The 22,192-nt window shown below is 71.4% G+C and carries 19 protein-coding genes and 1 pseudogene; 6 read left to right on the top strand and 14 right to left on the bottom strand.

All coding sequences use genetic code 11. The annotated features are described in order from the left end of the window. A partial coding sequence (locus FNH08_RS18285) for an ROK family transcriptional regulator (protein WP_152772560.1) occupies positions 1-838 on the bottom strand: 838 nt, incomplete at its 3' end. A 176-nt stretch (positions 839-1,014) separates the two neighbouring features. On the opposite strand from FNH08_RS18285, the gene FNH08_RS18280 reads away from it, so the two are divergent. Next, positions 1,015-2,232: an MFS transporter gene (locus tag FNH08_RS18280; protein WP_152772559.1), complete on the top strand. Its 1,218-nt coding sequence runs from the start codon at positions 1,015-1,017 to the stop codon at positions 2,230-2,232. Here the strand turns inward: FNH08_RS18280 and FNH08_RS18275 are convergent. Next, entirely contained in the window at positions 2,214-3,410 is a 1,197-nt protein-coding gene (locus tag FNH08_RS18275; RefSeq protein WP_407704400.1) for a glycoside hydrolase family 6 protein, read from the bottom strand. The two genes, FNH08_RS18280 and FNH08_RS18275, sit on opposite strands and share 19 nt — an antisense overlap. A gap of 102 nt (positions 3,411-3,512) precedes the next feature. On the opposite strand from FNH08_RS18275, the gene FNH08_RS18270 reads away from it, so the two are divergent. Together FNH08_RS18270 and FNH08_RS18265 are read left to right on the top strand one after the other, a co-directional pair. Beyond that, positions 3,513-4,187 (top strand): DUF5995 family protein, encoded by a 675-nt coding sequence (locus tag FNH08_RS18270; RefSeq protein WP_152772558.1) that lies wholly within the window; start codon positions 3,513-3,515, stop codon positions 4,185-4,187. Positions 4,188-4,288: 101 nt separating this feature from the next. Further along, entirely contained in the window at positions 4,289-5,218 is a 930-nt protein-coding gene (locus FNH08_RS18265) for an LLM class F420-dependent oxidoreductase (protein ID WP_152772557.1), read from the top strand. A gap of 18 nt (positions 5,219-5,236) precedes the next feature. On the opposite strand, the gene FNH08_RS18260 is transcribed toward FNH08_RS18265, so the two are convergent. Together FNH08_RS18260 and FNH08_RS18255 are read right to left on the bottom strand one after the other, a co-directional pair. After that, on the bottom strand, positions 5,237-6,937 hold the full coding sequence (locus FNH08_RS18260) for a flavin monoamine oxidase family protein (RefSeq protein ID WP_152772556.1): 1,701 nt from the start codon (positions 6,935-6,937) through the stop codon (positions 5,237-5,239). Positions 6,938-7,007: 70 nt separating this feature from the next. Then, a complete protein-coding gene (locus FNH08_RS18255; RefSeq protein ID WP_152772555.1) occupies positions 7,008-7,823 on the bottom strand; it encodes a carbon-nitrogen hydrolase family protein in 816 nt (271 codons plus the stop codon). Between the two features lie 320 nt (positions 7,824-8,143). Between FNH08_RS18255 and FNH08_RS18250 the strand changes: the two genes are divergently transcribed. After that, complete coding sequence (locus tag FNH08_RS18250; RefSeq protein ID WP_152772554.1) at positions 8,144-8,713, top strand: Repetin; 570 nt, start codon at positions 8,144-8,146, stop codon at positions 8,711-8,713. Here the strand turns inward: FNH08_RS18250 and FNH08_RS18245 are convergent. From FNH08_RS18245 to rpe, 7 genes are all read right to left on the bottom strand, one after another. Then, on the bottom strand, positions 8,682-9,830 hold the full coding sequence (locus FNH08_RS18245; protein ID WP_152772553.1) for an MFS transporter: 1,149 nt from the start codon (positions 9,828-9,830) through the stop codon (positions 8,682-8,684). The two genes, FNH08_RS18250 and FNH08_RS18245, sit on opposite strands and share 32 nt — an antisense overlap. A 166-nt stretch (positions 9,831-9,996) precedes the next feature. After that, positions 9,997-10,449, bottom strand: a complete 453-nt coding sequence (locus FNH08_RS18240; protein ID WP_322724773.1) for an Lrp/AsnC family transcriptional regulator — start codon at positions 10,447-10,449, stop codon at positions 9,997-9,999. A 10-nt stretch (positions 10,450-10,459) separates the two neighbouring features. Beyond that, positions 10,460-11,950 (bottom strand): amino acid permease, encoded by a 1,491-nt coding sequence (locus tag FNH08_RS18235; protein ID WP_322724771.1) that lies wholly within the window; start codon positions 11,948-11,950, stop codon positions 10,460-10,462. Positions 11,951-12,189: 239 nt separating this feature from the next. Further along, positions 12,190-13,629 carry a GuaB1 family IMP dehydrogenase-related protein gene (locus FNH08_RS18230; RefSeq protein WP_322724770.1) on the bottom strand — a complete coding sequence of 480 codons (1,440 nt, stop codon included), beginning with the start codon at positions 13,627-13,629 and terminating at the stop codon, positions 12,190-12,192. A gap of 131 nt (positions 13,630-13,760) precedes the next feature. Continuing rightward, positions 13,761-14,114, bottom strand: a complete 354-nt coding sequence (locus FNH08_RS18225; RefSeq protein ID WP_152772550.1) for a barstar family protein — start codon at positions 14,112-14,114, stop codon at positions 13,761-13,763. 196 nt (positions 14,115-14,310) lie between these two features. Then, positions 14,311-15,351 carry a sugar-binding transcriptional regulator gene (locus FNH08_RS18220; protein WP_322724769.1) on the bottom strand — a complete coding sequence of 347 codons (1,041 nt, stop codon included), beginning with the start codon at positions 15,349-15,351 and terminating at the stop codon, positions 14,311-14,313. Positions 15,352-15,572: 221 nt separating this feature from the next. Then, positions 15,573-16,259, bottom strand: a complete 687-nt coding sequence (rpe, locus tag FNH08_RS18215; protein WP_152772549.1) for a ribulose-phosphate 3-epimerase — start codon at positions 16,257-16,259, stop codon at positions 15,573-15,575. A 158-nt stretch (positions 16,260-16,417) separates the two neighbouring features. On the opposite strand from rpe, the gene FNH08_RS18210 reads away from it, so the two are divergent. Further along, on the top strand, positions 16,418-18,589 hold the full coding sequence (locus FNH08_RS18210; RefSeq protein WP_152772548.1) for an MMPL family transporter: 2,172 nt from the start codon (positions 16,418-16,420) through the stop codon (positions 18,587-18,589). 29 nt (positions 18,590-18,618) lie between these two features. Here FNH08_RS18210 and FNH08_RS18205 read toward each other — a convergent pair whose 3' ends face one another. Next, positions 18,619-20,058, bottom strand: coding sequence for an RsmB/NOP family class I SAM-dependent RNA methyltransferase (locus tag FNH08_RS18205; protein ID WP_322724766.1), 1,440 nt, complete (start codon positions 20,056-20,058; stop codon positions 18,619-18,621). A 120-nt stretch (positions 20,059-20,178) separates the two neighbouring features. Next, positions 20,179-21,111: a methionyl-tRNA formyltransferase gene (gene fmt / locus FNH08_RS18200; protein ID WP_152772547.1), complete on the bottom strand. Its 933-nt coding sequence runs from the start codon at positions 21,109-21,111 to the stop codon at positions 20,179-20,181. A gap of 286 nt (positions 21,112-21,397) precedes the next feature. Between fmt and FNH08_RS18195 the strand changes: the two genes are divergently transcribed. Then, entirely contained in the window at positions 21,398-21,940 is a 543-nt protein-coding gene (locus FNH08_RS18195; protein WP_152772546.1) for a hypothetical protein, read from the top strand. Between the two features lie 101 nt (positions 21,941-22,041). Here the strand turns inward: FNH08_RS18195 and FNH08_RS52020 are convergent. Beyond that, positions 22,042-22,192 (bottom strand): annotated as a pseudogene (locus tag FNH08_RS52020) (primosome assembly protein PriA); the annotation flags it as partial.

Below are 22,192 nucleotides of genomic sequence, written 5' to 3'. Positions count from 1 at the left end.
CCCCCGCCACCCCGTGCTCGCGGGCCAGGGCCACCACGGCCGCGTCGCCGCCGAGCGAGTGGAAGCCCCCCGCACAGTCCGTGGCCGAGGGGAGCATGCCCGTGCCGGGTACCGGGAGGAAGCCGATCTCGCCCGTGCCACCGGAGGCGCCGCGGCGGAGTCGGCCGTCGAGGACGACGGCGGCACCGGTGCCGAGGCCGAGCCACAGCAGGACGAAGGTGTCACGGTCGTGGGCGGCACCGTCGCGCTGTTCGGCGAGCGCGGCGAGGTTCGTCTCGTTCTCGACGATCACACGGGCAGGGAGGCGTTCGCCGAGCGCCGCGACCAGGCGGCGGTGCCACTCCGGGAGCCCGGAGGAATCGCGGAGTTCGCCGCTGGCGGGGTCGATGAGGCCCGGGGCTCCGATGCCCACGGTGTGCAGCGGATCGGCTCCCGCCTCCTTGGCGGCGCGCTCCACCAGAGCGACCGCCTGTTCCACCGCGGGTCCGGTCCCGGTGTCGTCCGCGATCGGCAGGGACGCCCGGCTGAGCTCCGTACCGAGCAGGTCGGAGACGACGACGGTCACTCCCTCGGTGCGCACGTCTAGGGCCGCCAGGTGCGCGCGGTCCGCGACGATTCCGTACAGGCGTGCGTTCGGCCCGCGGCGCTGCTCCCCCGACTCGCCCACGACATCGATGAGTCCCGCCGCGGTGAGGCGTTCCACGAGGTCGGCGACGGTGGGCCGGGACAGTCCGGTGAGCTGCTTCAGCCGCCCCGCCGTCAGCGGGCCCTCCTGCTGCAGCAGCCGCAGGGCGAGCCGGTCGTTGATGGCCCGGGCGGTGCTCGGTGATGCGGGCATGCCGGGATCCTCCCAGATCAGTGGCGGTGCATGGCGGGTGGCCTGTTGAGCGCCCAGTGCTGTGCCGAGTGCGCCCATTGAACGCCTATCTATCAGGCAGGGTTCCTGATAGTTTTCTCGGCCGGTGATTCGCTGACGACAGGTGCCCTGTGCGCCGGTCCGGGAAGGGGACGAGGATGGGCGGGGTGGACTACGACCAGCGCGAGGTGCGGCGAGCCCGGTACGCCGTGGCCGCCGTGTTCGCGGTGCACGGCGCGGTCACCGGGTCCTTCGCGACCCGGGTGCCGTGGATCCAGGACCACGCCGGCCTCAGCGCGGGGCAACTCGGACTCGCCCTCGCGTTCACGGCGTTCGGCGCCTCCTGCTCGATGCCGTTGGCCGGCCGGATCAGCCACCGTTTCGGCAGCCGCACGGCCCTGCGCGGCCTGATGGTGATGTGGACCCTGGCGCTGGTGCTGCCCTCGGTCGCGCCGAACATGTACACGCTGTGCCTGGCGATGTTCACGTACGGCGCCACCGCGGGCATGGCCGACGTCGCCATGAACGCCCTCGGCGTCGAGGTCGAGCACCGGCTCGGCAAGTCGATCATGTCCGGGCTGCACGGCATGTGGAGCGCCGGCGCCCTGATCGGCTCGGCGGCCGGCACGCTCGCCGCCCACCTGGGTGCGGACGCCCGCCTGCACTTCGCGCTGGCGTCCGCGTCCCTCACCGCCATCGCGGTGGTCGTCTGCCACTGGGTGCTGGACCTCCAGCCCGCCGAGGACGAGGAGCCGCCCCCACGGTTCGCGCTGCCGCCCAGGTCGGCGCTGCTCATCGGGGCGGTCGGGTTCTGCGCGGTGTTCGCGGAGGGGGCGAGCCTCGACTGGTCGGCGGTCTATCTGCGTGACCAACTGGGCACGTCGGACGGGCTCGCGGCGGCGTCGACGACCGGCTTCATGCTGACCATGGCGATCGCCCGGATCGCGGGCGACGCGGTGGTGAACCGCTTCGGCGCGGTGCGCACCGTCCGCGCCGGGGGCGTTCTCGCCGCCCTCGGCGGTCTGCTGATCGTCGTCTCCGGTCACCCGGCCGTGGCCATGGCCGGGTTCGCGCTGCTCGGCCTCGGCATCGCGGTCGTCGTGCCGCTGTGCTTCGCGGCGGCGGGCCACAGCGGCCCCAACCCGAGCCAGGCCATCGCGGGCGTCGCCACCATCACCTACACCTCGGGGCTGATCGCCCCGAGCATGCTCGGCGGGATCGCGCAGGCGACCAGCCTCGTGGTGTCGTTCGGGCTGGTGACGGTCCTGGCGTGCGGGCTCGTGGCCTTCGCGAACGTCCTGCGCGCGGGCGACCGCGACCGGCCGAAGGTCATCGCTCCGGGTGCCGACCCGGCGGCTCAGCGCGCCAGGTCATAGGCGTACCCCGGCGAGAACGTCCCCGCCTCGCCCTTGCAGCCGTCCGACTCGCCCGGCAGCTTGACCCACAGGTAGGCGTCGATGCGCGCCTCACCGGGCTTGAGGGTCGGCGGGAGCCCGACCTTGCGGCCGGCCGGGTCGCACCACTCGCCGTCGGCCGGGGCGCCGTTGCCGTTGCGGCTGGTGTCGATGACCGCGCCCAGTCTGTCGGGACCACCGAGTGCGTCCAGCACCGCCCGGGTGTAGGCGACTTCGGCGCTCGTACGGTTGAAGTTGGAGACGTTGCTGAAGACTCCGTCGGAGGACGCGGCCGAGGCGGCACCCGCTTTGCCGAGCAGCGCGGCCTGCTTGTCCGGCGCGTTCCACTCGGAGTGGCCCGCGTCGTAGTACACCCGGGCCTTCGGGTTCGCCGCCTTCAGGACGCGGCCCGCGCGGGCCAGTGAGGCGAACCGGTCGACGCGCTGGTCCGACGAGAGGCAGTCGGACTGGGCGATCGAGTCGGGCTCCAGGATCACGATGACCTCGTCGTTGCCCAGCCCGGCGGCGAACTTGTCGATCCACGCGTCGTACGCGTCGAGATCGGGCGCCCCTCCCTGAGAGGCACCCCCGCAGTCGCGGGCCGGGATGGCGTACGGCACGACGACCGGCACCCGCCCCAGCGCGGCCCCGCCCGAGGTGACCGCCCTGACCCGGGCGGTGATGGTGGACGGCGTGTGGTCGGCGAACCAGACGGCGGCCGGACGGTCGGCGATCCGGGACTTGATGACCGCGAGCCGGGGGTCGGTCGCGTTGTCGGCGACCCAGTCGAGGACCTGGGATTCGGAGTGGCGGTAGAGACGGTTCGACGCGGCCACGGCCTCGGCCTTCGTCGTCTCCTTCGTGGGCTTCGGGCTCGGCTTCGCGGAGGTCCACGAAGCCGACGGCGAGGCCGAGGAAGGCTTCGGGGTGGGCGACGACGTGCTGGGCACGGCGGGCAGCGGCCGGAGGCTGGGCGAGCGGGTCACCAGGGGGCGCGCCTCGTCCGAGCCGCGGTCGTCGTCGCTCAGCGCCGAGACCATGCCCGTGATGGTTCCGACGGCGGCCACGACCGAGGCGGCGACGACGACGGCGCCGCGCCGGGCGGCGCGCCTGCGCTCGGCCCTGTGTGCGACCTGGCGCTGGGCACGTAAGCCTGACACGTGGTGTGCTCCCCCCCTTTTCCACCGTGGGCGTTCCCCCGTTCTGGGGACGCACCCGGCCCGGCGGTCCTGGCGTCAGCGTAGGGCTGGGACCCTGCCCCTATGGCGCAGTTGGAACATTTCACCACTCCCGTCGACGGAGTCGTCGCCCGTATGCGCGCCCTGGAGGCGACCTTGCCGCGGCTCGACGGGCTCGCCGTCTTCAACCGTGTCTACCTCGCCGTCACGGAGGCGGTCGACCGGTGCGTGGACACCGGGGGTTTCCCGGACGCGCGGGCCGCGATCACGCTGGACGTGCGGTTCGCCGAGCACTATCTGGGGGTGGCCGAGGGAGGCCGTCCGCCCGCCTGCTGGCGGCCGCTGCTGCTGTTCCGGCGCCATCCCGGCGTACGGCCACTGCAGTTCGCGCTCTCGGGCATCAACGCGCACATCGGGCACGATCTGGCGCTCGCCGTGGTGGACGCCTGTCGTACGCTCGGCTGCGAACCCGCCGAGCTGGAGGACGAGTTCGAGCGCGTGGGTGACATCCTCGTCTCGCTGGAGGAGCGCATCCGCGAAGAGCTGATGCCGGGCCCCGATCTCCTCCAGGTCGCCGATCCGCTCACCCATCTGTTCGGCTCGTGGAGCCTGGAGCGGGCCCGTGACGCCGCGTGGTCGGCGGCCCGCGCGCTGTGGGCGCTGCGCGGACTGCCCGACCTGGCCGAGGAGTTCACCGAACGGCTGGACGCCGCCGTGGGGTTCGCGGGACGGATGCTGCTCACGCCGCTGGCGGACTGATTCGGCCACTTGTGCCCCTGATCGCACGTACACCCGCAGAACTCCCGCGCGAACGTTGTACGTTCAACAAGAGGCACCCCTCTTGCAAAGGAGCACAGGGCATGGCGACGCGACTCGGACTCAGCCTTCCGCAGATGCAGCAGTACGACATCGGCAAGGACGTACCGGAGGTGGCGCGCGCCGCCGAACAGACCGGCTACGACAGCCTGTGGGTCTTCGAACGGGCCCTGTTCCCCGAGCCGGCCACGCAGGGCCTGTACGGCATCGAGGGCCTCCCCTGGCCCGACCACTACCGCAACGTGGCCGACCCCTTGGTCACCCTCACCCTCGCTGCCGCCGCCACCGAGCGCGTCCGCCTCGGCTCCAGCGTCCTGGTGGCCCCGCTGCACGTGCCGTTCCAGCTCGCCAAGTCCCTCGCCACACTGGACGCGGCGAGCGGCGGCCGGGTCATCGCGGGCCTGGGCACGGGCTGGTCCCACGACGAGTACGCGGCCTCCGCGGTCCGCCCCTTCGAGGAGCGCGGCCAGGTGCTGGACGAGGTGATCGAGGTCTGCCGCGCGGTGTGGGGCGCCGACCCGGTGTCGTACGACGGGCGGATCACGAAGATAGCGTCCGCCGTGGTGGGCCCCAAGCCCGCCCGGCCGATACCGATCCTGCTCGCTGCGAGCACCAAGAAGGCCCAGCGACGGCTCGTCGACCACGCCGACGGCTGGCTGCCGGTGGGCATGGGCGTCGAGCAGATCGCCGCGCAGTGGCGGCAGTTGCAGGACCTCGCCGCGGAGCGCGGCCGCAAGGAGCCGATCCAGACGGTGTTGCGGGTGAACGCGTTCCACACGGCCAAGGCGTACGACGGTGCGGACCGCATGCCCTTCCAGGGCGACGTCGCCCAGATCGTCGAGGACCTCGCGGCCCACGCCGAGATCGGCCTGGACGAGATCCTCATCGACCTGACGGCCACCCCGCGGGACGCCCAGGAACTCAAGGACCTGGCCGCCGAGGTGTACGAGAAGGCGCGGGCCGCCGGGGTGTGAGCCCCGGGGGAAGCCCGGTCAGTCCTCGGGGAGTTCGACGGGGGCGATCTCGTCGAACACGTCGCCGGGCCCGGGGTTGGCCGGGTCCGTCGCCCCGCGGAAGTGGTGCATGACGCCCCAGACCGCGTTGAGCGCGGTCTGGACGGCGCCCTCGGCCCAGCCCGCCGTCCAGGAGATGTCGTCGCCGGCGAGGAAGACACCCCGCTTGTCCTCGGGCAGCCGGTCCTGAACGAAGTGCGTGAACAGGCGCCGCTGGTAGCGGTAGTGGCCGGGCAGGTTCGCCTTGAACGCGCCCATGAAGTACGGCTCGTTCTCCCAGGACACCGTCACCGGGCTGCCGATGATGTGCTTCCTGATGTCGACCTTCGGGTAGATCTCGCCGAGCGACTTCAGCATGACCTCCATCCGCTCGTTCGCGGACAGCGGCAGCCACTTCAGGCTGTCGTCGCACCAGGTGTAGGAGAGGCAGATCACCGCGGGCCTGTCCGGACCGTCGTCGAGGAGGTAGGTGCCACGTGTCATGCGGTCGGTGAGCGTCATCGACATGACGTCACGGCCGGTGTCCTCGTCCTTGTCCAGCCAGAAGGGCCGGTCGACGGGCACGAAGAGCTTGCTGGACTCCATGTAGTGGGTGCGCTCGATGGCGGTCCAGTGATCGATCGGGAAGAGCGAGTCGTCGCAGTCGATCTTCGACAGCAGCATCCAGGACTGCGCGGTGAAGATCGCCGCACGGTACGTACGGATGTCCCCGTTCGCGTCCGTCACGGTGATCCGGTTGCCGGCGGTGCGGTGCAGCCGGGTCACGGCCGGGCGCGGCTCGCCGTTCTCGTGCAGCTTGGCCAGCGAGGTGCCGTACGCCCAGTGCACGATCTTCTCGGGCTCGCGCTCCCAGAGCCTGAGCGGCAGTTGCTGGGAGCCGCCGACGATGCCCCGGTGGTGGTCGTCGGCCTCGGTGTAGACGACGCGCAGGATCTCCAGGATGGAGTTCGGGAAGTCGGTGTCCCAGCCGCCCGTGCCGAAGCCGACCTGACCGAAGATCTCGCGGTGCCGGAAGGACCTGAATGCCTCGGAGTCGCAGAGGAAGCCGTAGAAGGTCTGGTTGTCGAGCTTCTCGACGAGCCTCGACCAGATCTCGCGGATGCGCGGGACGTCACGCTCACGCAGGGCCCGGTTCATGTCGGAGAAGTCGGCGCCCTCTTCGAGGCACTTGTTCCAGGCCTCGGCCACGTCGCGGTAGACCTGCGGCAGGTCGTCGATCGTCTCGGCGTAGTGCGACTCACCCTTGAGGTCGACGACGGTCGAAGGCGTCGCCTCCGCAAGGGGGTTGGGGAAGGGCCGGGTCTGAAGTCCCACCAGGTCGATGTAGTGCTGGAGCGCTGTGGAGGACGGCGGGAAGCGCATCGCGCCCATCTCGGCGGTCAGCCCCTCTGTGTTGGAGCCGTCGAAGCCGACGGTACGCAGACGCCCGCCGATCTGGTCGGCCTCGTACACGACCGGCTTGAGCCCCATCTTCATCAGCTCGTACGCGGCCACGATCCCGGACAGCCCACCGCCGATGACGGCGACCTCACCGCCGTGCTCGGTCGCGGGGATCTGGCCCAGGCCCGCCGGGTGGGCGAGGAAGTCGTCGTACGCGTACGGGAAGTCCGGCCCGAACATGGTGATCGGCGGCTGCTGCTCGTCTGCGTGCTGGACGGCGTTGGGCACCGTGGACGTCATGGGGTACGGACTCCTTGCACAAGAACTGAGGGAACTGAGAGAGCTGAGAGAGCTGAGAGAGGGCTGAGGTTCAGACGAGGGACCCGTAGAGGCCCGGACGGCGGTCCTCCAGATACGGGTTCGCCTGGCGGGAGGCGGCGAGGAAGGCGGGGTCGACGTCGGCGAGGAGGAGTTCCTCACCGCGTCCGGCTCGGGTGCGGGCGACCCCGTCGGGGCCCGCCAGCGTGGAGAGCCCGACGAAGTCGAACTCGCCTTCCTGGCCGACCCGGTTGACGTACGCGACGTACATCTGGTTCTCGAAGGCGCGCACCGGGACCAGCGACTCGGCGACGAACTGGAACGGGTGCATCTGAGCCGTGGGCACCAGGAGGAGGTCGGTGCCGGCGAGGGCGTGGGCGCGGACGTTCTCCGGGAACTCGACGTCGTAGCAGATCATGATCCCGACGCGGAGGCCGCCCAGTTCGGCCTGGACGACCGGCTGCTCCCCCGGCGTGAAGTGGTCGCGCTCGAAGCAGCCGAAGAGGTGGGTCTTGCGGTAGTTCGCCAGCCGGATGCCGTCGGCGGAGATGAGCTGGGCCGAGTTGAAGACCTCCCTCTGCCCATCGCCCGCGGGGACCCCCGTCTCGCGTCGCTCGGGATAGCCGTACGCGACCGCGAGGCCGTGCCGTCCGGCGATCTCCGCGACGGCGTCGGCGGAGTCCCCGTCCGCGGGCTCGGCCAGTCGCGCGATCTCGCCGCCGATCGCGTACCCGGTCAGGAACATCTCCGGCGCCACCAGCAGCCCGGCGCCCGCGTCCGCCGCGCGCGCTGCGGCCTCGTCGAGCACCTTGAGGTTCTCGGCGACCGAGCCGGGGCGGCCGGAGCTCTGGAGCAGGGCGGTGCGCATGCGTGTTCCTCACCGGGACGAAGGGGGGTTGGGGGCCCACTGCCGGGCCACTTAGACGGTACGGTCGGCCGGCTCGGCCGGACAAGCGGGAGCCGTTGCGCGCCGGTGAGCGAACCGTTGCGTGCCGCGCGGGTTGGACGGCGATTCGTTGCGTGCCTCGCGAGGGAGGGATGCTCCACCCGTGGGTGCAGGTCGGGGACGTACGGCCTCCGCCCCGGAGCGGAGGGCAATGCACTCCGCAGCGGGATGTGGCGAGGGGCGCGCCGGCGGGACAGTGGACATGTCCGAATCACCCGCGAGCACCCGCAGAGAGGGCTCCCATGAACCGTCCGACTCGCCGCACGAAGTTCGCCGTACTCGGGGCCACCGTCTTACTGTTGGCGACCGGCGTGGCTGCTTCGGCCTCCGCGTCCGGGTCCGGCACCCGCGTCGGTGCCGACGAAGGGCGGCAGCGCGAGGCCGCCGCCCTGACCGGCACCGCCAAGATGTACCGCTCGGCCGGTGACGACATGACGTTCTCCTTCGACGCGCACCTGGCGGCGAAGGACAGGGCCGACTCGACCAAGGCCACCGGCACGTTCCGCTGGAGCCACTACTTGGGTGACAAGGGCGGCTGGGCGAAAGCGCGCGTCGACTGCCTCGTCACCGGTGGCAAGGTGGCCGTGGTCTCGGGCGTCGTCACAGACACCAATGTGCCGGACCTCAAGGACCTTCGGGTGGGCATAACCGTCCACGACACCGGCCGCGTCGACCGTCTCGGCTACAGCTGGGCGACGACCACGGGCATGGGCCCGAAGGACCTGCCGAAGTGCGTCAGCACGGCGCCCTTCGAGAAGGTCAAGAAGGGCACGGGCGACTTCAACGTCGTGCCCTGGCACCCGGAGTACTAGCTCCCAGCACCATCGCGGTCACCAGGTACGGCACCGCGAACACGGCGAACACGGTGCCGTGCGCGTGGGTCGAGCCGAGCATCGCGTACGCGCCGTACACGGTGATCGTGGCGAGTTCGGTGCCCATCCCGGCGACCGACGTCAGGGTGGCCCGGTCCGAGCTGTCGATGCGCTGCTGGAGCCGGGCGTCGGCCAGCACGGTCGACAGCTGGAAGCCGCCGAAGGCCAGGGCCACGAGAGCGATGCCGGACGATGTCCGCGCCGGCGCCCCCACGGCGAGGGCGAGTGCCGAGCCGGCGAGCAGCCAGGCGAGCCCGGTCCTGCCCAGACGTTCGCCCACCCCGGCCAGCAGGCTCCCGGCCGTGGCTCCTGCCCAGACCAGCAGGAGCAGATAGGGCACTGTCTCCTCGGCCACGCCCGTGTCCCGCGCCAGCAGCGGCGTGTACTCGTCGAGCGCGCCCCACACGGCGCTGACGGCCGGGACGAGGAGCAGCGCTCCGCGTACGGACCGATCGCGGCGGACTTCCGCGAGTCCCGTCCGCAGCGTGGTGAGGGTCGTGGCCCAGGCGTCGCCCGCGGCGATGGCGGTCCGGTGTTCCGGGAACCGGCTCGCGACCGCCGCGGTCAGCAGACAGGCCAGCACGCTGGCCAGCCCCACGGCCGGGAACCCGCCGAACGCGAGCACCGGTCCGGCCAGCGCCATGGACGTCACGACCCCGGCCATCCCGGCGGCGTGGGCCCGGCCCATGACGCGCGCGTAACGGTCGGCCGCGCCGAGCCGGTCGAGCTCCTCGTACACGAGCGCCTCCAGCGCACCGGAACCGAGGGCTCCCCGGACACCCCAGAGCACGAAGCCGGCGGCGAACGCCTCGTAGGAGGGGAGGAGCACCCACAAGGCGAAGCCAACGGCACCGAGGAGCGGACCGAGCCACAGCAGTGTCCGCCGCGAGACGGCGTCGGCCCAGGCACCGGACGGGACCTCGACGAGGACACCCGTCAGCGACCACAGCACGAACAGGGAGGAGATCTGCCAGACCGAGAGACCGGTGTCGACGAACAGCAGCGCGTACACCGGGTAGAGCAGGACGAGGTCGTCGAGGAACGAGTAGCCGTACAGCGTGGCCGTGAGCCGCCGGACACCGGTGGCCGACTTACGGGATCAATGTCGCCAGGTCATGAGACCGATTTTAAACGGCGAGCACGCGCCCCGACAGGGGCGCGGGGAACTGCGCGACAAGCCACAACCAACCCGCAGCCGCCCAACAACCCCACCCCCCGAACCCTCACGCAGGCGCCCCGGAAGAAAACCTCCGCAGCAAAGGCGACAACACCAGCACCGACTTGGTCCGCTCCACGAACGACTCCCCCGCGATCCGCTCCAGCACCCTCTCGAAGTGCCGCATGTCGGAAGCGAAGACCTGCACCACCGCATCGGCCTCACCGGTGACCGTGGACGCCGCCACGACCTCCTGATACCGCTCAAGACCCCGCTGGATCGTCTCCGGCGAGGTGTTGCGCCGGCAGTAGATCTCGACGAACCCCTCGGTCTCCCAGCCGAGCGCGGCGGGATCCACACGCACCGTGAAGCCGGTGATCGCTCCCGTCGCACGCAACCGGTCCACGCGCCGTTTGACGGCGGGTGCGGACAGGCCGACCAGTTGGCCTATGTCGGCGTAGGAGCGACGGGCGTCCTCGGCGAGGGCGTGCACGATGCGTTCGTCGAGATCGTTCAGCACTGCGGGTGGATCACTTCTCTGGAGTGGCAACTGGGGTGGCAACCGGAGTCGCAAGACGGGATCGGCGGTAGCCGTAACTGAAGTAGAACACGAGCCCGACGGCCATCCAGACCCCGAACACCACCCACGTGACGGTGTCGAGGCTGCCCATCATCCACACGCAGAAGACGAATCCGAGCGCGGGCAGCACCGGTGACAGCGGCACCCGGAAGGTGCGCGGCATCTCCGGGCGGGTCCGGCGCAGCACCACGACCGCCACGTTGACCAGCGCGAAGGCGAACAGCGTGCCGATGCTGGTGGCGTCGGCGAGCTGGCCGAGCGGGATCGCGGCGGCGAGGACACCGCAGAAGAGGGACACGATGACCGTGTTGGCGCGGGGCGTGCCCGTCTTCGGGTGGACGCGCGAGAACACCTTGGGTACGAGCCCGTCACGGGACATCGCGAAGAGGATGCGCGTCTGGCCGTACAACACGGTCAGGACGACGCTGGCGATGGCGATGACGGCTCCCGCCGCGAGCACGGTGCCCCAGAAGGCGTCGCCGGTGGTCTCCTTCATGATCCCGGCGAGCGCGGCCTCCGAGCCGTCGAACTTCTGCCAGGGCCGCGCTCCGACGGCGACCGCGGCGACGAGGACGTACAGCGCGGTGACGATGACGAGCGAGAGCATGATCGCGCGCGGCAGGTCGCGCTGCGCGTTCTTCGCCTCCTCGCCCGCCGTGGAGGCCGCGTCGAAGCCGATGTACGAGAAGAAGAGCGTGGCCCCGGCCGCGCTGACACCGGCCATGCCGAGCGGCATGAAGTTCTCGTAGTTGCCGGAGCGGAAGCCCTGCACACCGATCACACAGAACAGCAGCAGCGCGGTGATCTTCACGGCGACCATGATCGTGTTGGCGCGGGCGGACTCGCGGGCGCCGCCCAGCAGGAACACCATCGCGAGCAGGACGACGATCAGCGCGGGCAGGTTGAAGATCCCGCCGTCGCCGGGCGGGGCGGACAGCGCGTCGGGGAGGGTGACGCCGATCGTGCCGTCGAGCAGTTCGTTGAGGTACTCGCCCCAGCCGACCGCGACCGCGGCCACCGACACGCCGTACTCCAGGACCAGGCACCAGCCGCAGACCCAGGCGACCAGTTCGCCCATGGTTGCGTACGCGTACGAGTACGAGGACCCGGAGACCGGGATGGTGCCCGCCAGCTCCGCGTACGAGAGGGCCGAGAAGAGGGCGGTGAGGCCGGCGATCACGAAGGCGAGGGTGACGGCGGGCCCGGCGTCGGGGACCGCTTCGCCGAGCACCACGAAGATGCCGGTGCCGAGCGTGGCGCCGATGCTGATCATGGTGAGCTGCCACAGCCCGAGGGAGCGCCGAAGGGTACCTCCCTCACCCTGACCTCCCTCCTCGACCAGCCGTTCCACGGGCTTGCGGCGCATCAGCCGAGCGCCCGTGCCGGGGCCGGGTGGAGAGGGTCGGTCGGGGGACTGCGGGGGTGCGCCGTGGTCGAGCACGCGTCGGCTCCTTCATCGCTGCCGGTCAGGGCGGGTGAGGACCGGCGGCACCCGAGAGCAGGGACCCACCGAGCAGGAGGTCCCCGCCACGCCACGTACAGCGCACGAGCCTACTGATCATTGCTTCGCGGGCGTAACGCAGCAACCTTGCGCGCCTTCGCAAGATCGTTGCGTTGATGGGGGCCGCGTGCGTGTTCATTGCGCGGGGCGTCTGACCGTTGCGCGCGGCCCCTGGTCGCTCACCAGCTGGCGTGCAGCGGCTGGCCCTCCGCGTAGCCGGCGGCGCTCTGGATGCCGACGACGGCCCGCTCGGCGAACTCCTCCAGGGATGCGGCGCCCGCGTAGGTGCAGGAGGAGCGGACACCGGCGATGATCGCGTCGATCAGGTCCTCGACGCCCGGGCGGGCCGGGTCGAGGAACATGCGCGAGGTGGAGATGCCCTCCTCGAACAGGGCCTTGCGGGCACGGTCGTACACCGATTCGTCCGACGTACGGTTGCGGACGGCGCGGGCCGACGCCATGCCGAACGACTCCTTGTAGAGACGGCCGCCCGCGTCCTGCTGAAGGTCGCCCGGCGACTCGTACGTCCCCGCGAACCAGGACCCGATCATGACGTTCGACGCACCGGCCGCGAGGGCCATCGCGACGTCACGCGGGTGGCGTACGCCGCCGTCGGCCCACACGTGCTTGCCGTACTTCCGCGCCTCGGCCGCGCACTCCAGGACGGCCGAGAACTGGGGGCGGCCCACACCGGTCATCATGCGGGTGGTGCACATGGCGCCGGGGCCGACGCCGACCTTGACGATGTCCGCACCGGCCTCGATGAGGTCGCGCACGCCATCTGCGGCGACGATGTTGCCCGCCACGATCGGCACCGCCGGGCCGAGCGCCCGGACCGTCCCGATGGCGCTGATCATCGACTCCTGGTGGCCGTGCGCCGTGTCGATGACTAGGGTGTCGACGCCCGCGTCGAGGAGCTGCTTGGCCTTGCCCGCGACGTCTCCGTTGATCCCGACGGCGGCGGCTATGCGCAGCCGGCCGTCCGCGTCCGTGGCCGGGGTGTAGAGCGTGGCGCGCAGCGCGCCCTTGCGGGTCAGGATGCCGGCCAGCCTGCCGTCGGCGTCGACAGCGGGGGCGTAGCGGCGGTTGGCGGCGTCGAGGGTGTGGAAGGCCTCACGCGGGTCGATCGCGGCGTCGAGGAGCAGCAGGTCCCTGGACATGACCTCGGCGAGCTGCGTGAAGCGGTCGACGCCGGACAGGTCGGTGTCGGTGACGACGCCGACCGGCTTGTGGTCCTCGTCCACGACGACGCCCGCGTTGTGCGCCCGCTTCTGCAGCAGGGCGAGGGCGTCGGCGACGGTCTGGTGGGGGCCCAGGACGATCGGGGTGTCCAGGACGTGGTGGCGGCCCTTCACCCAGGAGATGACCTCGGTGACGACCTCGATCGGGATGTCCTGCGGAATGACGACGAGCCCGCCGCGCCGGGCGACGGTCTCGGCCATGCGCCGGCCCGCGATGGCGGTCATGTTGGCCACGACGATCGGGATGGTGGTGCCCGACCCGTCCGGCGAGGCGAGGTCCACGGCCTGGCGGGAACCCACCGCGGAGCGGCTCGGCACCATGAAGACGTCGTCGTAGGTCAGGTCGTACGCGGGCTGGATGTCATTGAGGAAACGCACGTGCTGCACATCCCGGTGGTTCAGAGGTGGCCCCCGGACAGGTCAGCCAGGGGGAAGAGCACGTACCTCATTTTCCCATGGCGGCCGGTGAGCGCGGCCGGGACAGATCGTCCAGAGTGGCCGGGAGCGTCCTAGGACGATCCTCCGAGAGCGAGCACCACCTGCAGCGGGGTCTCCGAGTCGCGCCAGCGGTCGCCGGCCTCGGCGAACACCTCCTGCGCGATGCCCCAGTCGTGCGGCACCGCCAGGGCGAACTCCTGCCAGCCGGTGACCACGACCAGCCGCCCCCGCGCGGGCGGTGCCCACGACAGGTCACCGAGGCAGTCGGCGAGGGCGTCCCAGTTCCGCCCGAAGTAGCCGGGCAGCTCCAGGGCACGGGCGCATCGGTCCATGAAGGCGGGCTTGTCGGTGACACCGGCGAGATCCAGCCCGACGTGCCACCAGCCGGCGGTGGCCAGCGCGTCAGCCAGCATGCCGTCACTCATCCCAGAACCATTCCGATCGAGTTGTAATGATCACCGCTGCAGTACACCTCGCCGGCTTCACGGGTGGCCAGTTCGCCAGGGCCGGGGGGTGTGCCCCTGAAAGGGGCGCGGGGAACTGCGCGACCAGCCACAACAAACCCGCACCCACCCACAAACCCCAACCAGGCAAACGAGACGACCCGCCCAACCAGCGGAGCTACTCGTCCGGATCCGCCCGATTCAACGCCGGCCGCGGCGCCGCCCCCGCCATCAGCAGGGAGTCCGCAGCCGCCGTGTCCGTGACAAGGCTGGTCACCAGCCCCGACCGCAGTACCGCGTCGATCGCCGCCGCCTTCCGCTGCCCGCCTGCGATCGCGACGACCTCGGGGATACGGCGCAGCTGGTCGGCCTTGACGGTGATGCACCGCTCCCCCAGGTCCCGTCCGACCCGGCGGCCCTCGGCGTCGAAGAGGTGCGCGGACATCTCGGCGGCGACACCGAGGGTCGCGTAATGGGAGCGCTCCTCCTCCGTGATCATGTCGTGCACCGTCGAGATGCCGGCCTCCCAGGAGCCGATGGAGACACAGGCGACCGTGACCTTGTCGAAGTACTCGAAGGCGCGGGCGATCCCGGTCTGGTGGCGCAGCGCGGCAGCGGTGGCCGCATCCGGCAGCAGCATCGGCGCGTAGATGGGGTGGGCGTCTCCGCCGGAGACCTGGGCGGCACGGCGGACGGCCTCCACCGAGCCGCGCTCGGCGGTCCCTGCGTCGTACACGCCCGTCAGCTGGACCACCGTGCACGGCGGCAGCCGGTCGAGCGCGGCCGCCATGTGGATGGTGGAGCGGCCCCAGGCGAGCCCGAGGACATCGCCCTCGGTCACCAGTTCGCCGAGGAGATCCGCGGCGACCTCACCGAGGTTCTCCGGGTCGGGCGACTCGTCGGCCTCGGCGGGCGACTCGACCACCACGGCGTGCCGGAGGCCGTAGCGGGCGCGCAGCGCGTCGGAGCGCTCGGCGTCCAGCTCGGCGGGGACGCGGATCTCGATGCGTACGAGATCCCGTTCGAGAGCGGTCTCCAGGACCCGGGCCACCTTGAAGCGGCTGACGCCGAACTCCTCGGCGATCTGGATCTTGGACTTGCCCTCGAGATAGAAGCGGCGGGCCATCGCCGCCGCCTGCACCAGCTCAGCGGGTCCCATCCGCATGGCTGACCGGCCCGCCGACATACCCGACACGGCCTTCTCCTCACTGCTCTTCACACTCTGGATACGCCGTTCATCCTTGCAGATCCGACGTATTCGATCAGCCCGGATGGGTGTCGTTCACGATGTCTTGGCCCAGTGGTCGCACGTCAACGGCTTCCCGAGCCCCACTGGTCGGACGTCCCCACGGTTCCGTCGGTTGCCTGATCAACGCTCCGGGCCCCCTGTGAGGTTCCTGAACGCGGCCAGGCTCCCACGATTTCGCGGCCGGTGGGAGTTCAGTGGGCGCAAGCCCAGGCCGCCGTGGCCGTCGCCGCCTCGGCCTGGGCGCGCAGGGACCGTACCGCCGCGGCCGGGTCCTCGGCCCCGTACACCGCCGAGCCGGCCACGAAGACGTCCGCGCCCGCCTCGGCGCAGCGCTCGACGGTGGAGGCCGAGACGCCGCCGTCGACCTGGAGCCAGAGTTCGAGGCCGTGCTTGCTGATCAACTCGCGGGTGCGGCGGATCTTGGGGAGCATGATGTCGAGAAATGCCTGGCCTCCGAAGCCCGGCTCGACCGTCATGATCAGCACCATGTCGAGCTCGGCGAGGAGGTCCTCGTACGGCTCGATGGGTGTCGCGGGCTTCAGCGCCATGGAGGCCCGGGCGCCCTTGGCGCGGATCTCACGGGCGAGCCGCACGGGCGCGGCGGCCGCCTCGACATGAAAGGTGACCGAGCCGGCACCCGCCTCGACGTACTGGGGTGCCCACCGATCGGCGTCCTCGATCATCAGGTGGCAGTCCAGCGGCGTCTGAGTCGCACGGGCGAGCGACTCCACGACCGGCACACCGAGCGTGAGGTTCGGGACGAAATGGTTGTCCATCACGTCTACATGGAGCCAGTCGGCCCCTTCGGCCGCCTTCGCCTCATCGGCGAGACGGGCGAAGTCGGCGGACAGGATGCTGGGGTTGATCTGCGCGGCCATGCCCTAAGCCTCCCATGTCCGGCGCCGCTTGTTCCGCCCGGTCCGAACCTGGTCTTTTCTGCGTATGGAGAGGGGCGAGAGCCCCTGACATGCTGGGCCGCCCACCGGCCCCGCACCGGGTCGGCGGACCGGCTCCGCCGACGGCTACGGGGGTGGTCATGACGGAGACCCAGGACCCACGAAAGGCCTCGCAAGGCAAAGGCGTCGCGCACCTGGTCTGCGGTCGCCGGGCCAAGTGGCTGGTGCTGGCCCTGTGGCTGGTGGTGCTCTTCCTGATGGCGCCGTTCGCACAGAAGCTCGCCGACGCCCAGGACAACGACGCGGCGTCCTGGCTGCCGGGCTCCGCCGAGTCCACGCAGGTCCTGCAGACCTCCGAGGGCTTCAGGCCCGAACAGATCCCCGCGGTCGTCGTCTACGCCCGCGGGAGTGGCCTCACCGCCGCGGACCGGGCGAAGATCGAGGAGGACGTCCGGCAGTTCAAGGAGCTGCGCGTTCACGGCATCCGCGGCGCGGAGACCCGGGGGCCGGTCTACGACCGTGCCGCCGATCCACGGGCCGCCCAGGTCCTCGTCCCCATCACGATGGACGAGGAGGGCTGGGACCGCATCGCGCCCGCGGTCGACTCGATCCGCGACGACAGCGGTGAGAGCGCGGGCGGACTGGCCGTCCACATCACGGGCCCGGGCGGTACGTCGGCCGACTTCTCGGAGGCGTTCGAGGGCATCGACTCCACGCTGCTGTTCGCCGCGATGGGCATCGTCATCGTGATTCTCCTGTTCACCTACCGCAGTCCGACCCTTCTGCTGGTGCCGGTGGTCTCGGTGATCGCCGCCCTGTTCACCGCCCAGGCGCTGATCTACTTCCTCGCGGAGTACGGGGGCCTGACCGTCAACGGCCAGAGCGCGGGCATCCTCACCGTCCTCGTCTTCGGCGCGGGCACCGACTACGCGCTGCTGCTGGTCGCCCGCTACCGCGAGGAGCTGCGCCGACACGAGGACCGGCACGAGGCGATGGCCCTCGCCCTGCACCGCGCGGGCCCGGCCGTGATCGCGTCCGGCGCCACGGTCGTCCTCAGCATGCTCGTCCTGCTGGCAGCCGAGATGAACTCGACGAGCGGCCTCGGCCCGGTCGCCGCCATCGGCGTCGCCGTCGCCCTGATCGCGATGATGACGCTCTTCCCGGCCCTCCTGGTGGTCTTCGGCCGTTGGATCTTCTGGCCGGCGATCCCGCATCTCGGTACGGCCGACCCCACCAAGAGCGGCTTCTGGGCCCGTACCGGACGCGGCATCTCCGGCCGCCCGCGCATGATCTGGGCCATCACGGCGGCGGTCCTCGCCCTGTGCTCACTCGGCCTGATCCAGCTGCGCGCCGAGGGCATCAGCAACGCGGACGCCTTCACCGGCAAGCCGGACTCGATCGTCGGCCAGGAGGTGTCCGAACGGTACTTCCCCGCCGGCAGCGGCGACCCCCTCGTGGTCATCAGCAGCCGGGCGCAGGCCGAGGAGGTGCGCCGCACGGTCGCGGACACACGCGGGGTCGTCCCCGACTCCCTCGGTCTGCCACCCGGCACGAAACCCGTGTACGACGGCAAGGTGCTGTTCGAGGCGACCATGAGCGACCCCGCCGACAGCGAGGCCGCGAAACAGACCGTGGAGCGCGTCCGCGACGCCGTGCACGCGGTGCCCGACGCCGACGCCCAGGTCGGCGGCGGTACGGCGGCCCTCCTCGACGCGGACAAGGCGACGACCCACGACAACATCCTGATCATCCCGCTGGTCCTGGTCGTGGTGCTGCTGATCCTCGGTGCCCTGCTGCGGGCGCTGGTCGCGCCGCTCCTGCTGATCGGGACGGTGGTGCTGTCGTTCACCGCCGCGCTCGGCATCAGCGCGCTCGCGTTCCGGTACGTCTTCGACTACGCGGGCGAGTCGACGGACTTCCCGCTGTTCGTCTTCGTGTTCCTGGTCGCCCTCGGCATCGACTACAACATCTTCCTGACCACCCGCATCCGCGAGGAGGCCGCCCGCGAGGGCACGCGCCCCGGCGTGGTGACGGGCCTGGCCGCGACGGGCGCGGTCATCACGTCCGCCGGCCTGGTGCTCGCCGGAACCTTCGCCGCCCTCGGCACGCTGCCCATGGTCGCCTTCGCCGAGATCGGCTTCGCGGTCGCCCTGGGCGTGCTGCTGGACACGTTCGTCGTACGGTCCGTCCTGGTCACGGCGCTCTTCCTGGACGTCGGACCGAAGGTGTGGTGGCCCCACCGGCTGTCCCACGAGGACGGCACGGGCACGGCAGGGGAACCGACGGCGAAGGTCACGCGGCAAGGCGGCTGAGCGGCCTCCCCGGCTCTCCTCGGTGAGCTTCAGGCGATCCGGCGGATGAGGGCCAGATACATCGCGTCCGTCCCGTGCAGATGTGGCCACAGCTGGACGTCCGGGCCCTCGCCCAGGTCCGGTACGCCCTCCAGCAGCGGCCGGGCGTCGATGAGGTCGGCCGTGGAGCCGTACTCCTTGAGCACGTCGTCGACGACCGCCCGGGTCTCCGCGAGGTGCGGCGAGCACGTGGCGTACCCGACGACACCGCCGACGCGCACGGAGTCGAGCGCGGTCCGCAGCAGCGCCCGCTGGAGCGGCGCGAACCCGTCCAGGTCCTCGGGCCGCCTCCGCCAGCGCGCCTCGGGCCGCCTGCGGAGAGCGCCAAGTCCGGTGCAGGGCACGTCCATCAGCACCCGGTCGAAGGTGCCCGGCAGCCACGGCGGGCGCGTCCCGTCGGCGGCGATGACCTGGTACGGCCCGGGATTGCCGTCCAGTGCCTTCGCGACGAGCCCGGCCCGGTGCGGCTGCTTCTCGGAGGCGAGCAGCACGGCGCCCCGCTCGGCGGCGAGCCCCGCGAGCAGGGCGGCCTTACCACCGGGTCCGGCGCACCCGTCCAGCCACGCCTGGTCGGGGCCGTCCAGGGGCGCGCCCGCGAGGGCGAGCGCGACGAGTTGGCTGCCCTCGTCCTGCACCCCCGCACGGTTGTCCCGTACGGCGTCGATGGCGCCCGGCTCGCCGCCCTCGCTGAGCGTCACGGCGTAGGGCGACCAGCGCCCCGGCGTCGCGGCCTCCTCCCCGAGGGCGTCGAGCAGCTCACTGGCGGTGGCCCGCCCGGGACGGGCCACGAGGGTGACTTCGGGGCGCTCGTTGTCGGCTTCGAGGAGCCGTTCGATGCCCGCGCGATCGCCGCCGAGGGAGTCCCACAGGGCGGAGACGACCCAGCGGGGATGCGAGTGCACGACGGCGAGATGGTCCTCCGGGTCGTCGTCGTACGGCGGTGCGACCTGTTCGAGCCATCCGTCGAGGTCGTGCTGCGCGACCTTCCGCAGCACGGCGTTGACGAACTTGGCGCGCCCGTCGCCCAGCACCACGCGCGCGAGTTCGACGGAGGCGGAAACGGCGGCGTGACTGGGGATCCGCGTCCCGAGCAGTTGGTGCGCGCCGAGACTCAGCACGTCCAGCACGGGCGGGTCGACCTCCCGCAACGGCCGGTCGACACAGGCCGCTATGACGGCGTCGTACGTCCCCTGCCGCCGCAGCGTCCCGTACACCAGCTCGGTGGCCAGCGCCGCGTCGCGCCCGTCGAACTTGTCGGGTCCCTCCTTCTCCCGCGCCTTGCGCAGCAGCGGCGGCAGCACGAGGTTCGCGTACGCGTCCCGCTCGTCCACGGCCCTGAGCGCCTCGAAGGCGAGGATGCGGACGGGGTCCTTCTGGGGCCGACGATAGGGCTTGCCCGGCCTGCGCGGCCGACGGGACTGCTCACTCACGAAAACTGCTCACTCACGAAAAAGGTGCTCCGGAAATCAGGGTGGGATACGCGTCAAGCGTACGTCCCGCCCGGGCAGCGATTGAGGCGTGTTGCGGAAGGTCTTGATCAGGGCGTTTCCCTACGCCCCGAGGGTCTCCCCGTCGGCGGTGCGCACCCCGCGGGCCCAGTCCGCCGCCCGCATCGGCTTCTTGCCCTGGGCCTGCACCCACAGGAGCTCGACGGCGTACGAGCCGGTGCCCGCGTGCACGTTGTTCTTGCCGACGGCCAGGGCGCCCGGGGCGAGGTCGTCACGGTCCGGCGCGAGCGCGACCTGGATGAGCTTGAGCCGCTCGCCACGGAACGTCGTCCACGCGCCGGGGGCAGGCGTGCACCCGCGCACCACCCGGTCGACGCGCAGGGCGGGAGCGGACCAGTCGACGTGCGCGTCCTCGACGGTGATCTTCGGCGCGAGGGTGACGCCCGCGGCGGGCTGCGGTACGGCCTTGAGGGTCCCGTCCTCGATCCCGTCCATCGTCGCGGCCAGCAGCCCGGACCCGGCGAAGGCCAGCCGGGTGAGGAGGTCGCCGCTGGTGTCGGTGGGCCGGACCACCTCGGTGACGGTCCCGTAGACGGGCCCGGAGTCCAGCCCCTCCTCGATCAGGAAGGTCGACGCCCCGGTGATCTCGTCCCCCGCCATGAGGGAGTGCTGCACGGGGGCGGCTCCGCGCCAGGCGGGCAGCAGGGAGAAGTGCAGGTTGACCCACCCGTGCGCGGGGACGTCGAGGGCGACGCGGGGCAGCAGGGCTCCGTACGCCACCACGGGACAGCAGTCCGGCGCGATCTCCCGGAGCCGGGCCAGGAACTCCTCGTCCCTGGGCCGGTTCGGCTTCAGCACCTCGATGCCGGCCTCCTCCGCCCGCTGGGCGACAGGGCTCGCGACCAGCCGCCGCCCGCGCCCCGCCGGCGCGTCCGGCCGCGTGACGACGGCGGCCACCTCGTGCCGCCCGGAGGCGATCAGGGCGTCCAGAGCGGGAACGGCGACCTCGGGGGTACCGGCGAAGACGAGCTTCATGGGTGACTGTCGGCCTCTCGGGCGGGAGTTCGGGTCGGCCCCGGCGTCGTTCGGTAACGGGTGTGCGGGGCAGCACACCAGTCTATGGGGGTGCGGGGTGAGCGCCGACAACGCACTCGCACGGACCACCGCGGGCGGGAAACGCGACCTCAGGGGGCGTACGCATATGTTCCTACGCCCCCGCAGCGTGACCACAGCCCCCGAGGCGCGTTGGTCAAGACAGAGTTGACCAACCAGGCCGCAAACGCGGCCCATCCTTTTCAACGCCGGTTCGAGAGGCTTGTTCATGGCCGACCACGCAACCCACGACGCCCAGGCTCGGGCCAGCCTGCACTTGCTGGTGCGGGACATCGAGCGGGTCCGCCGGCAGGTGGACGCACTACGCACCCTGACCGCCCAGTTGGGCAATGTCTACCGCCCGCGCCGCTCCGGCCCTTCCACGGGCTTCGTCGTCTACGGACGTGCCCCCGCGCCGACCGTCCGCCTCGCCCAGGAGCTGCGGGACAGTGTCGAGACCCTGGTCACGGCCGCCGTGGACTTCGACCGCTCACTGGGCTTCTCGTGGGACGCCGTGGGCTCGGCGCTCGGAGTCACCAAACAGGCCGTGCACCGCCGTTACGGTGCGCGCCGCGCCGCCACCCAGGCCGCGGCGGAAGCCGAGCGCACCGCGGAACCGTCGGGGACCCGCACGGTCAATGTCGGCGCCGGCATCCCCACGGTGCCCACGGTCCCGGCCGCCCGCTCGATGCCGACGCAACCGACGGCGGGCAGCCCGACGCTCCGCGACGAGGTACGGCCCACGGCTTTCCCGAGCCCTCGCAACGGCTGACCCGTCGGCCGCCCCGCCGACTGTCCCACTTCCCTCTCACTGCCTCCCGGTTCCGGACCGGGAGGCAGTGACATATCCCGGACCTGTGCTCTCGGTGCCGGTCAACCGATATCGAGGGGATCGATCCGAACCCGCACCGCCTCACTCCCACTGCCCCCACGCGCCATCCGAGCCGCCAGCGCGCTCTTCAACGCGGCGGCCAGCGCGGCTCCGCTGCCCGGCGGAACCCGGACCAGTGCCCTCTCCCACCGC

This window comes from Streptomyces spongiae, assembly GCF_009377185.1.
GTDB lineage: Bacteria > Actinomycetota > Actinomycetes > Streptomycetales > Streptomycetaceae > Streptomyces > Streptomyces spongiae.
Note: the sequence above shows the minus strand (reverse complement) of the source record. Positions and strands in the feature narration are given on the sequence as shown.